We start from the raw sequence: 11533 nt of genomic DNA, 5'->3' as shown, positions 1-11533 counted from the left end.
CGGTTTCCGTTCGAAAGGAAATGGTCGCGCGTGCGCATTGATCGGTGGGAGCTTCAGCCGTAATAGGCGGGATCTAATAATTGCTTCCGCCCGGCCCCGAGGGTTCAGAAGCTGCTGTTGGTGACCAGCGCGTTGCCGAACACGTCGTACACGGACACGTAGCCCTCCTTGGCGTCCTTCCAGTCGTCGAAGGCGGTGGCGAGGGACCGGGCGGTGGCCATGGCGTCCTTGACCGGCTTGGTTCCGCCGTTGATGTCGGTGGAGATGTAGGCGTTGCCGGTCTTGTCGTCCCACTCGCCGATGATGCTCTGTACGCGGGAGGCCGCTTCCTTCTGGTCCGGTGTTCCGTGGGATCCGATCCACGCGCGGAAGTCGCGGGCGTGCTTCTTGGACTGCGCCTTGTCGTTGTCGGCGGGCAGGGTCTCCTGCGCGACGGGCGTGCCGTGGGCGGTGGTGTCGGTCCACTCACAGCCGCTGGTGAGGCCGATGGCGAGGCAGGCGCCGAGGGTGAGGAGCACGGGTCGGGTCGGCCGTGTACGCATCCGGCATTCTCCTTGGCGGGCGGGCCGTGCCCCGGATCGGCTCCGGGGCGCGGCTGCGATGTCGTATCGGGGGCGTCGGTACGCGAATGTCAGAACTTGATGGCGTCGGCCTTGTCGTTCCAGTTGCCGCCGTAAGCGTAGGAAATCTTCTTGAAGTTCGGGTAGGCGGAGTAACCGGCGCCCAGGAAGAGGTGCGGGTCGGGCATGCCGGTGCGGAAGTCGTACAGTTCCACGCCGCGCTGCGGGCGGTTGACATAGGCGGAGGACGCCTTGTCGCGGAAGCTGGGGCTGTACTGGTCCAGGTGGCGGGTCTTCGACGAGGCGTAGGTCGGCCACTGCAGGCGGCGGCCCTTGTAGTTGGCGTCCTGCCACAGGCAGACCCAGTTCTTGGGGCAGTCGTTGTAGCTGCGCAGGACGGCGGCCGACTTGGCGCCCAGGCGCGCTTCCTCGGTCGGGGCGTGCCGGCCGAGGTAAGCGTTGGCTTCCTGCTGGTTGTCGAAGCACTCCATGGTGCCGTCCTCCGACACCTCCGCGCACAGCTGCGCACCACCGAGGTCGTCGGAGGTCGAGTCGATCTTCTTGCCGTGGTAGTACATCTCGACCTTCGGCGCGTTCTCCAGCTCCTTGTGGACCTGCGCCTCGTCCTCGGGGGTCGCGGTGCCGGAGACGGCGCCGGGCGTCTCGGGAGCGGTGGTGTCGGCGAAGGCCGGGGCGGCGGCGATGCCGGCCGTCGCGACGGCGAGGGCGGCGGCGGCCACGGTGGTACGGACGCGTATGTGCATGGGTGTTCCCCCTGTGCGGTGGCATGTTCACGCGGACCGCGTTCTCGTAACCGCGGCCCGGTCAAAAAACGTATGGCGTAGCCATGCAACGATCTAGCGGGCAATTCGCATGAAGTGCGACAAGTGCGGCGTGGGGGATGTGCGGTTCGGCACGGTTGCACGATGCCGGATAACGGCCGCATAAAGATCAACTAAAGGCGTCGTGATGTGAGCTGACGGGGCGTCCGTATGCGCGCGTGGTGACGGGTCGTCACCAGCGCGTCGGGGGCTGGCGGGCAGCACCTGCTTGCATGCGCCATTTATTCGGGCCTTACGATGATCAAGTTCATTTCACGGACGCCGTACGGCCTGTCCGTCATCGCACCGACCTCTCGGGAAGGCGCGCATCAGCGCGCGTCACACACCCCCGGTGCCTCCTTGCGCATGTCAACAGCCATAGGAAACACGCGTGTCGAAAACCTCCAGACCGGCCCGTGCCGGGATAGCGGGCCTTGCGGCCGCCGCCGTCCTGGCCGGGCTGATACAGAGCGGCGCGGCCTACGCCGCGCCGGATACCCCGCCGGCGAAGCCGCAGCCGGCGGACGGGCCGACCGGTTCCGGCCGGGTCGCCGCCCCCGACAAGAAGCTCGGCAAGAACTGGGACAGCTCGAAGGACCGGGCCGTCACCGCCGCCGCCGACTCCGAGGGCCTGCGCATCCTCACCGCCGAGTCGAGCAAGGCGTACGAGTGGCAGACGGCCGCCGTCCTCAACGAGCCGGGGATGCCCGCCGACTCGTGGATCGGCAACCAGTGCGTCATGGACGACTCCCACGTCGCGGCCGTGTACGCCCCGCGCTCGTTCACCAACAAGCCCGACCTGATGCAGGGCGGCGCGTTCACGGCGATCGTGAACACCACGACGGGCGAGGTGACGAAGCTGCCGTTCACCGCCACCCTCGCCTACTTCGACCCCGCCTGTAACAGCACCACACACACCGCCGCCTTCACCCAGTACCGCGACATGAACGACGCGTCGAAGGTGAACACGCGCGTGATCACGGTGGACACCGCAGGCAAGACGGTCGTGAAGACCGGGGAACTGCGCGGACAGGTGTCGTCGGCGGCCCCCGTGAAGGACGGCGTCGTCGCCGGCCTCGGCCGCGACCTCGTCCACATCGACGGCAAGGGCGGGACCCGCCGGCTCGCCAAGGGCGACAGCACCCCCTTCGACATCCGTCCCATGGCGGGTGACCGGATCGGCTTCGTGGACCGCAAGGACACGAAGACGGCGCAGGCCAAGGTGTACGGCGGCAACGGCAAGGCGGCCGCGGTCGCCACCGGACGCCTCGGCGACCTCGACCTCGCGCCCGGCGCGCAGGGCCGCGCCTTTCTCACCGGGCACCCCCAGAGCGCGCAGGTGCGGGGGAGCGGCGTCATCAAGATCGACGCGCCGGCCGACACCGACGTCTCCTCCCACGGCCGCCTGGCCGTCGACCCCGTGCTGACACCCGGCGTCCGCGCCGGTCTGACCCGTATCAAGGCGGCCGGCCAGGGCTTCGACAAGGCGGACGAGCCCGAGGCGGGCGTGCGTTCCCGCTCCGGGCAGGCTCCCTGCGCGGCCGACGGCGACACCGCGATCACCGTCACGTCGACCGCCACCCCGACGGGACGCAAGGTCGAGCAGCGGGTCGCCTCGGCGTCGCCGCGCATTGGCAACGGCCTGTCCCCCCGCGCTGACCGGCGACACCCGGCCGCGCGTACTGTCCCGCGCGGCCGCCGCCGTCTCCCGCGACACCCGTGACACCGACCGCTGGTGCTCCGTCTCCCGCAACGACCTGGGTGCCCAGGCGTTGCAGCCGACGCCGAACCAGGTCGAGTGGGCGGTGGACATGGCCGTACGGGGCGAGCTGCGCGGCAAGTGGATCCGCCAGGGCGGCTACCGCAGCCAGGCCGGGCTCGGCTCGATCGACCCGCAGGGGCTGTTCCCCCTTCCCAAGCTGAACGGCGGCGGCCGGATCCCGGCCAGCGTCCTCCTGGGCGTCCTGGCGCAGGAGTCCAACCTGCGGCAGGCCGAGTCCGGTGCGATCCCCGGCCAGATGGGCAACCCGCTGGCCGCCGTGGACGGTTACTACGGCCACAGCACGAAGGACACCCTCCTCGGCTACTGGCGCATCAACTGGGACAAGTCCGACTGCGGTTACGGCGTCGGGCAGGTCACCGACGGCATGCGCTTGAAGGGGCACGAGAAGAAGGGCGAGACGAGCCTCGACCCGAAGCCGCAGAAGGCGATCGCGGTCGACTACGCCACCAACATCGCCGCCTCCATGAAAATCCTGGCCGACAAGTGGAACGAGGTGCACAAGGACGGCCAGAAGATCACGGTCAACAATGACGACCCCTCCCGCGTGGAGAACTGGTTCACCGCCGCCTGGAACTACAACCTCGGCTTCAACCCCAAGTCGGACGCCGCGAAGAACGGCGGCCACTGGGGCCTGGGCTGGTACAACAACCCCGCCAACCCCCTTTACAAGGAGGGCGCTTGGGACCACCCGTTCATGGATGTCAGCCTCAACCCGAACAACATCCGTGACGCTGCGCACCCGCAGTAGTGGCCGTACGAGGAAAAGGTGATGGGCTGGTCCGCCTGGTCCATCGACACCGGCTTTTCCTACTCCACGGACGGCCGGCAGGACTGGAAGGGCGAGTCCGGCTTCTCCTCCGCCGGCTTCCGCCCCGCCTGGTGGCTCACCGTCGCCGACCGCTCGCGCGTCAGCCCGCCGCTGGACACCTTCTGCAACAAGAAGAACGGCTGTGACCCGGCCGCCCCGGTCGACTGCCCGGACGAGGCCTGCTACCGGCAGTTCTGGTGGAAGCACGAGAACGCGACGTGGAAGCCCGACTGCGACCGGACGTGCGGACACGAGAGCATCAAGTACGCCACCCTGCGCTCCGAACCGGGACGTGGCTACCGGCTGAAGAACGGCGACCCGGTCTGCGGCACCGCCCCGAAGGGCTCCGACGTCGTCACCTCCGTACCCGACGGCACGGAAACGTGGTCGAACTGCGGGAAGGCGTCGTCGACGGGCTCGTTCCAGTTCACCTTCCATCCCGACTGGGACCGGCACTACGAGGCGAAAGCCGACCTGTATTCGATCGGCGGCGGCCACGGGGGGCACTTCTGGTACACCCACACGCGTAACGAGGACCACCTCGGCGGCGACGGCAACCGGATGACGATCGAGGGCACGTGGACGGCGGGGAAGAAGTACGGCCTCGCCGCCGTCTACGCGTACGTCCCCGACACCGGCGCGCAGACCAGGCACGCGAAGTACGTCGTCAGCGGCGCCTCCGGCGGCCCGTACGAGCGGTTCGTCGACCAGGACGCCAACAACGGCAAGTGGGTGCCGCTGGGCGCCTACCAATTCACGTCCACGCCGAAGGTGACGCTGGCGAACTACACGGAGACGGGTTCCGCCGACCGTGACATCGCCTGGAACTCCGTGGCGTTCAAGCCGATCAAGGGCAAGTTCGTCCACCGCTCCCTGACCGCCGCCGCGGTCTTCGACCCGAACCAGGAGCTGAACTCGAACTGGCCGGTCTCCACGGAGATCAACTCGCCTGTGCGGTCGATGAAGTCGCTCTACGACTGGGGCATGGGGCTCGCCTACCGCGGACCCCTGTGGAACAACCCGGGCGCCGACGCCTACGGCCTGTCCTACGAGGCGCGCTGCCCGACGGCGAAGGCGGTCGGCGAATGCACGGGGCAGAAGACGTGGGACGCGGCCGACAAATGGGCGAAGGACATCAAGGCGGGCGGATGGAAGCCGCACGCCGACGGCTCCGCCCCGGCGATGTCGATCCCGGTGTGGATGAACCATGTCCAACCTACGTCCCGACCCGTCCAAGCCCGCCTCCGAGGCCTACCGGGACCCGAACAGCTACAAGATCAAGTCCGATGTGAACGTGACGTACGTGGTCGGCGAGGACGGGAAGATCGTTGAAGGCAGCGAGGGGTCGGACTACCGCTCCCGCGTCGGCAACGCCCACCTCCCGTACTTCGTCACGCAGATCATGAAGACGATCGAGGCGGACTACGGCATCCCCGCCCCGGACATCGACTACACCACGCAGGACGCGCTGGAGTACGGCAACGTCCACACGTCGCACCCCTACGACGACGGGGACACGCCGGGCCAGGCGTACTTCCCGCACTTCCGCGCCGCGCACCTCGACGACGCCAAGCATTGCGTGGACTTCCGCGCCGTCGGCGGCGGCGTGCACGGATACCGCGCCATGATCGGCCACCAGTCGGTCAACGACAACGTCAAGGCGTGGGTGGACAAGGTCAACGCGCACCTGGAGACGAACCACGCGGTGCGGCGGTTCGCCGGGGACGTCTACTCGATGTTCTTCAAGAACACCGGGTCGTGGAACAACAACATGGGCGGCTCCATGATCGGTAACGCGCCTCCGATCTGGCAGGACATCGCCGCCGCCTTCTGTGCCGACGGCTCCGTGAAGCCCACGCACCTGGAGAAGGACAAGGACGCGAATCCGTCGAACGGCATCGTCTTCCAGTCCTACATGCCCGACCTGTACCTGTACGTCGACGACCACCTGACCGACAACCTCGGACACCGGTCGGGCAAGCGCATCAGCGGCGGTGACTGGAGGAACTTCTCCAACTTCCCCGCCACCGCTCCCAATGGGAACGCCTACGGCTCCTGCGACGCGTACCACCGTGGCAGCGGCGGTAATCCGTGGGCTGTGGACGCCCCGGTCCCGTTCCTCTGAGACGGGCCGGGGAACCGGCCGGGCGGCGTGGTGCACTGCGACGAACCGGCGAACAAGTTCACCGTCAACCTCACCCGCTAGCCGGTGAGCACCGAGTGATTTAATGCAAGGAGAAGGGGAGGGGACCGGCCGGCAAAGGCCGGTCCTTCTCCCCTCTTCGCACATCAAGGGAGCATTTCCTCATGGGCTACCTGTATATAGCCTTCTTCGCCGCATTCCTCTACCTGGCGCCCGTGATCCTGCTGTGTGTGAAAGTCGCGGACAAGACGACGGCGAAGACGGGATGGGCCATGGCGTTCCTGCTGGTCGTCTTCCCTGTCGTCCTGCTGGCCGTCGGCGCGGTGATCGACGCCAAGGGAGCCGCGTCGTGACCTACGTGGCCACCGGCATCACCGCCGTGTTCGTGGCCGTCGGATACGCCTGGCCCTTTCTCCCGCTCGTCGTGTATCCGTTCGACCGCCGGCGCGGCATGTGGGTCGCCGCCTACTGCGGTGCCGCCGGATTCCTCGCCGGGTATGTCGTCTTCCGCTACTCCGACCATGCGGTGGGCACGTTCTTCCAGGCGTCGGTGTTCACCTCGGCAGCCAGGATCGTAGGCGAACTGACGGGGGCCGGGGAGCGCCTTCGGCGACGGCGGGCGAAGCCGGACGCTCGCGAGTAGAGACGAAGAACGCTTTGAACTTGATCTCCCAGCCGAGCAGCTTGGCGGGCGCGGTGGTCGATTCCTCAATGTCTATCAGGTTCCTTTGCGCATAAGGAAATACTGCGTCACAGCTTTCCCGACTTCCTTTCCAGGAACAGCAGCCAGGCCAGGTACACGCCCCCGCCCACTCCCGTGAGTACGCCCACCGGGAGGATGGCCGTGCCGGAGACGCGTTGGGCCGTCCAGTCGGCGAGGGTGACCAGGGTGGCGCCCATCCAGGCTGCGGGGAGGACGTTGGGGCCGGGGGAGCGGGTGAGGCGGCGGGCCAGTTGGGGGGCGGCCAGGGCGACGAAGGGGATGGGGCCGGCGGCGGCCACGGCGAGTGCCGTCAGGCCGGTGCCGGTGGCGAGGAGTGCCAGGCGGCTGCGTTCGGGGGCGACGCCGAGTGCCGCCGCCGTGTCGTCGCCCATCTCCAGGAGGGAGAGCCGGCGGGCGAGGACCAGGACGGCGGGTGCCAGGGCGGCGACGCCGAGGGCGGCCACGGTCACGTCGGGCCAGCCGCGCCCGTTGAGGCTGCCGATCATCCAGGTGGCGGCTTCGGCGGCCTTGCCGATGTCGGCCCGTACGTACAGGTAGCTGGTGAGCGAGCCGAGCACCGCGGAGCCGCCGATGCCGACGAGCACCAGGCGGTAGCCGTGCACGCCGCGCCGCCAGGCCAGCAGGTAGACGGCGGCGGCGGTGGCCAGCCCGCCGGCCACGGCGCCGAGGGCGATCTGCGCGGTACCGGCTTCCAGGAGGATCACGGAGACCAGGGCGCCGGCCGACGCTCCGCTGCCGAAGCCGATGACGTCGGGGCTGCCGAGGGGGTTGCGGGCCAGCGACTGGAAGACCGCGCCGCTCATGCCCATCGCGAACCCGGCCAGCAGCCCGTCCAGTACGCGGGGCAGCCGCAGGTCCACGACGACGAAGTCCGCGCCGGGCGGGCCGTCCCCGAAGAGGGTGGCGAGGACTTCGGCGGGGGCGAGGCGGTAGGTGCCCATGCCGAGGGACAGGACGGCCACCGTGGCGCCGGTCAGTATCAGCAGTACGCAGACCAGCAGGGCGCGGCGGCCCAGCCGCAGGGACAGCCCGCCCCGGGTGCGCAGGAAGGTGGGTCGCGGCGCCGTGCGGCGCGCGACGGGGGTGCGGACGGCGTTCACAGCTGGGCCGCCTTGCGCCGGCGGACGAGGTGGATGAACACCAGGCCGCCGCAGAACGCGGTGACCACCCCGACCTCGATCTCGGCCGGCGGGGCCAGTACCCGGCCGACGATGTCGGAGCCCAGCAGCAGGACCGGCGCGAAGACGGCGCAGTAGGGGAACAGCCACCGGGTGTCGGGGCCGCAGAAGGCCCGTACCGCGTGCGGGATCATCAGGCCGACGAAGCCGATCGGCCCGCAGACCGCGGTGGCGGCGCCGCAGAGCAGGGTGATGGCGGCGATGGACAGCACCCGGGTCCGGCCCAGCCGGGCGCCCAGGGAGCGGGCGGTGTCCTCTCCCAGGGCCATGGCGTTCAGCGGGCGGGCCACGGCCAGCGCGAGGACGGCGCCCGCGAGGAGGAAGGGCAGGGCGGCCAGGAGCAGGTCGCCGCGGCGGCCCGCGAGGGTGCCGACCGACCAGTGCCGCATGGTCTCCAGCGCTCCCAGGTCCGTCAGTTGCAATCCGTTGACGCAGCCGAAGAGGGCGGCGTTGACGGCGGTGCCGGCCAGGGCCAGGCGTACCGGTGTGGCCGCCCGGCTGCCGCCGAGCGCGTTGACCAGGACGGCCGCCGCGCCGGCGCCGGCCAGCGCGAACCACAGGTAGCCGGTGAAGGAGGTGACGCCCAGCACGCTGATCGCGGTGACGACGGCGGCCGAGGCGCCCGCGTTGACGCCGAGGAGCCCGGGGTCGGCCAGCGGGTTGCGGGTGAGGGTCTGCATCACGGCGCCGGCCAGCCCCAGGGCGGTGCCTGCCGCGACGCCCAGCGCGGTACGGGGCAGACGCAGCTCGCGCACGATCCGGTCGTCGGCGGTGCCGGTCGGCGCGAACAGGCCGTGCCACACCTGGTCGAGGGGGATGGCCTTGGTGCCCACGGCGATACTGGCCAGCACCACGGCGGCCAGCAGTGCCAGGCCCAGCAGCAGCCCGCCGGCCCGCACCGTCCGGCGCCCGGCCGGCGGTGCGGCCGGGGCGGGTGGTGCGGGGGAGGCGGTGCGGGCGACGGTCGCGGTCGTCGTCACGCGGCGCTGCCTTCCCTGGCCGCGGCCCGGTGGCGCACGCACTCCTCGTAAGAGGGCAGCAGGCCCAGCCTTTCGGCCTCCGCCAGGGTGGGCGCGGAGGCGTCCTTGGCGGACAGCAGCGGGGTGACACCGGCGGGCCAGCCGATGCCGAGCGCCGGGTCCAGCGGGTGGACGCCGTGTTCGCGCCGCGGCTGGTAGCCGGTGGAGCACAGGTAGACCACGGTGGCGTCGTCGGTCAGGGCCATGAAGGCGTGGCCGAGCCCTTCGGAGACGTACACCGCGCTCAGCCCGTCCTCGTCCAGCGGTACGGCCTCCCACGCGCCGTACGTGGGGGAGCCGGTCCGCACGTCCACCACCACGTCCAGTACGGCGCCGCGCACGCAGGTGACGTACTTGGCCTGGCCGGGCGGCACCTCGCTGAAGTGCAGGCCGCGCAGTACGCCGCGGCGGGAGACGGAGCAGTTGGCCTGGGCCAGTACCGGGGCGCGGCCGGTGGCCCCGGTGAACTCCGGCTGGGTGAACCACTCGTGGAAGGAGCCTCGGTCGTCCCGGTGGACGAGCGGGTCGCGTACCCAGGCTCCTTCGATGCTCAGCGGGCGCATGAGACGGCTCCTTCCAGTGTCGCGGTGACGGCGGTGAACTCGGCGGCGAGCGCGTCGCGCCAGTGCCGGGGCGCGGGCAGTCCGGCGGCGGCCCAGCGGTCGTGTCCGAGCACGCTCCAGGCGGGGCGGCGGGCAGGCCGGTCCAGGGCGGCGCTGCCGGTGGGACGTACCCGGTCCGGGTCGGCGCCCGCCAGCCGGTAGACCTCGCGGGCCAGCCCGTACCAGGTGGTCTGCCCGCCGGTGGTGGCGTGGAAGACGCCGGGGCGTGCGGGTCCGCGCCCCAGGTCGAGCAGCCGTCGCGCCACGTCGCGGGCCGGGGTGGGCTGGCCCGTCTGGTCGTCGACGACGTCCACGGTGGCGCCGCGCGCGGCGCGTTCGGCCATGGTGCGGACGAAGTTGCGGCCGTGGGCGCCGTACAGCCAGGCGGTGCGCACGACGGTGCCGGTGCGCGGCAGCTCGGTCAGGACGGCCTGTTCGCCGGCGGCCTTGCTGCGGCCGTAGGCGGTGAGCGGGCCGGTGGGCGCGCCCTCCGCATACGGGGTGCCGGCGTCGCCGGAGAAGACGTAGTCGGTGGATACGTGCAGCAGCCGGGTGCCGCCGCTGGCGCAGGCGCGGGCCAGCCCGCGTACCGCGTCGGCGTTGACGCGCCGTGCCTGCTCCTCGTGGGTCTCGGCGCCGTCCACGTCCGTGTAGGCGGCGCAGTTGACGACCACGGCCGGGCGGACGCGGCGCAGGGCGGACTCCACGGCGCGGGTGTCGGTGAGGTCCAGGGACCGGCGGTCCAGAGGGAGCGCGCACTCGCCCTCGGCGGCCAGCAGGCGGCACACCTCGCGGCCGAGCATGCCGCCGGCGCCGGTGATCAGCCAGCGGCTCACCGGGCGGCACCGCCCACGGCGGGCACGCCGGTGGCGCCGGCGGCCGGGGCCGCCGCCCACCGGTCGGGGTGGTCGCGGTACCAGGCGACGGTTTCGGCGAGCCCGTCCTCGAAGGAGCGCCGGGGGACGTAGCCCAGTTCGGTACGGATTTTGGTCCAGTCGACGGAGTAGCGCCGGTCGTGGCCCTTGCGGTCGGTGACGTGGTCGACCCGGTCCCAGCCGGCGCCGCAGGCGGCGAGGAGGCGTTCGGTGAGGTCCTTGTTGGTCAGTTCGGTGCCGCCGCCGATGTTGTAGACCTCGCCGGGCCGGCCGCCTTCCAGGACCAGGCGCAGTGCCCGGCAGTGGTCGTCGACGTGCAGCCAGTCGCGTACGTTGAGCCCGTCGCCGTACAGCGGGACGCGCCCGCCCGCCAGCAGCCGGCCGACGAACAGCGGGATGACTTTTTCGGGGTGCTGGTAGGGGCCGTAGTTGTTGGAGCAGCGGGTCACCGAAACGTCCAGGCCGTGGGTGCGGTGGTGGGCCAGTGCCAGGAGGTCGGAGCCCGCCTTGGAGGCGGAGTAGGGGGAGTTGGGGGCCAAGGGCTCGTCCTCGGTCCAGGAGCCGTCCGCGATCGAGCCGTACACCTCGTCGGTGGAGACGTGCACGAAGCGGGCGATGCGGTGGCGCACTGCGGACTCCAGGAGGACCTGGGTGCCCAGGACGTTGGTGGAGGCGAAGTCGGTGCCGCCCGCGATGGACCGGTCCACGTGCGACTCGGCGGCGAAGTGCACCACCGCGTCGTGATCGGCCAGCAGGTCGTCCACCAGCGGCCGGTCCCGGATGTCGCCGTGCACGAAGGTGAACCGCGGATCGCTCCGCACGGCTTGGAGGTTGGCGCGGTTCCCCGCGTAGGTCAGAGCGTCCACAACGGTGACGACGTGCGGTCCGGTGCCGGAGTCCTCCGGGGCGAGCAGGGTGCGGACGAAGTGGGAGCCGATGAAGCCGGCCCCGCCGGTGACGAGGATTCTCAAGGCGTCAGTCCAAGGAGGAAAGGGGGATGCGGTCGGGTGGCGGGCGGGG

13 protein-coding genes are annotated in these 11533 nt (G+C 70.7%); 6 read left to right on the top strand and 7 right to left on the bottom strand.

The annotated features are described in order from the left end of the window. Window positions 1–104: 104 nt before the first annotated feature. Window positions 105–542, bottom strand: coding sequence for a hypothetical protein (locus ACH4K4_RS35670; RefSeq protein ID WP_398173511.1), 438 nt, complete (start codon window positions 540–542; stop codon window positions 105–107). An 89-nt stretch (window positions 543–631) separates the two neighbouring features. Then, complete coding sequence (locus ACH4K4_RS35665) at window positions 632–1324, bottom strand: peptidase inhibitor family I36 protein (protein ID WP_398173509.1); 693 nt, start codon at window positions 1322–1324, stop codon at window positions 632–634. 448 nt (window positions 1325–1772) lie between these two features. On the opposite strand from ACH4K4_RS35665, the gene ACH4K4_RS35660 reads away from it, so the two are divergent. From ACH4K4_RS35660 to ACH4K4_RS35635, 6 genes are all read left to right on the top strand, one after another. Beyond that, window positions 1773–3104, top strand: a complete 1332-nt coding sequence (locus ACH4K4_RS35660; RefSeq protein ID WP_398173507.1) for a hypothetical protein — start codon at window positions 1773–1775, stop codon at window positions 3102–3104. Further along, window positions 3013–3912: a hypothetical protein gene (locus ACH4K4_RS35655; protein ID WP_398173505.1), complete on the top strand. Its 900-nt coding sequence runs from the start codon at window positions 3013–3015 to the stop codon at window positions 3910–3912. Before ACH4K4_RS35660 ends, ACH4K4_RS35655 begins: the two co-directional genes overlap by 92 nt. Window positions 3913–3933: 21 nt before the next feature. Next, a complete protein-coding gene (locus ACH4K4_RS35650) occupies window positions 3934–5304 on the top strand; it encodes a hypothetical protein (protein WP_398173503.1) in 1371 nt (456 codons plus the stop codon). Further along, entirely contained in the window at window positions 5267–6097 is an 831-nt protein-coding gene (locus ACH4K4_RS35645) for a hypothetical protein (protein WP_398173501.1), read from the top strand. Before ACH4K4_RS35650 ends, ACH4K4_RS35645 begins: the two co-directional genes overlap by 38 nt. A gap of 182 nt (window positions 6098–6279) precedes the next feature. Then, the gene (locus ACH4K4_RS35640) at window positions 6280–6468 is read left to right on the top strand and encodes a hypothetical protein (protein ID WP_398173499.1); all 189 of its coding nucleotides are present in this window, start codon (window positions 6280–6282) and stop codon (window positions 6466–6468) included. Further along, entirely contained in the window at window positions 6465–6758 is a 294-nt protein-coding gene (locus ACH4K4_RS35635) for a hypothetical protein (protein ID WP_398173497.1), read from the top strand. The genes ACH4K4_RS35640 and ACH4K4_RS35635 overlap by 4 nt, the downstream gene beginning before the upstream one ends. Window positions 6759–6865: 107 nt before the next feature. On the opposite strand, the gene ACH4K4_RS35630 is transcribed toward ACH4K4_RS35635, so the two are convergent. Genes ACH4K4_RS35630 through rfbB form a run of 5 tightly spaced genes read right to left on the bottom strand, consistent with a single transcriptional unit; the run spans window position 6866 to window position 11484 of the window. Continuing rightward, window positions 6866–7939 carry a FecCD family ABC transporter permease gene (locus tag ACH4K4_RS35630; RefSeq protein ID WP_398173495.1) on the bottom strand — a complete coding sequence of 358 codons (1074 nt, stop codon included), beginning with the start codon at window positions 7937–7939 and terminating at the stop codon, window positions 6866–6868. Continuing rightward, window positions 7936–8997 (bottom strand): FecCD family ABC transporter permease, encoded by a 1062-nt coding sequence (locus tag ACH4K4_RS35625; RefSeq protein WP_398173493.1) that lies wholly within the window; start codon window positions 8995–8997, stop codon window positions 7936–7938. The genes ACH4K4_RS35630 and ACH4K4_RS35625 overlap by 4 nt, the downstream gene beginning before the upstream one ends. Continuing rightward, window positions 8994–9599: a dTDP-4-dehydrorhamnose 3,5-epimerase family protein gene (locus ACH4K4_RS35620; protein ID WP_398173491.1), complete on the bottom strand. Its 606-nt coding sequence runs from the start codon at window positions 9597–9599 to the stop codon at window positions 8994–8996. Before ACH4K4_RS35620 ends, ACH4K4_RS35625 begins: the two co-directional genes overlap by 4 nt. After that, window positions 9587–10474: a dTDP-4-dehydrorhamnose reductase gene (rfbD, locus tag ACH4K4_RS35615; protein WP_398173489.1), complete on the bottom strand. Its 888-nt coding sequence runs from the start codon at window positions 10472–10474 to the stop codon at window positions 9587–9589. Before rfbD ends, ACH4K4_RS35620 begins: the two co-directional genes overlap by 13 nt. Further along, window positions 10471–11484, bottom strand: a complete 1014-nt coding sequence (gene rfbB / locus ACH4K4_RS35610) for a dTDP-glucose 4,6-dehydratase (protein ID WP_398173487.1) — start codon at window positions 11482–11484, stop codon at window positions 10471–10473. The genes rfbD and rfbB overlap by 4 nt, the downstream gene beginning before the upstream one ends. Window positions 11485–11533 lie beyond the last annotated feature (49 nt).

It is taken from the genome of Streptomyces sp. NPDC017529, assembly GCF_044329785.1.
In the GTDB taxonomy this organism is placed as follows: domain Bacteria; phylum Actinomycetota; class Actinomycetes; order Streptomycetales; family Streptomycetaceae; genus Streptomyces.
The sequence above is the reverse complement of the archived record's forward strand: the minus strand, read 5'-3'. Positions and strand labels throughout refer to the sequence as shown.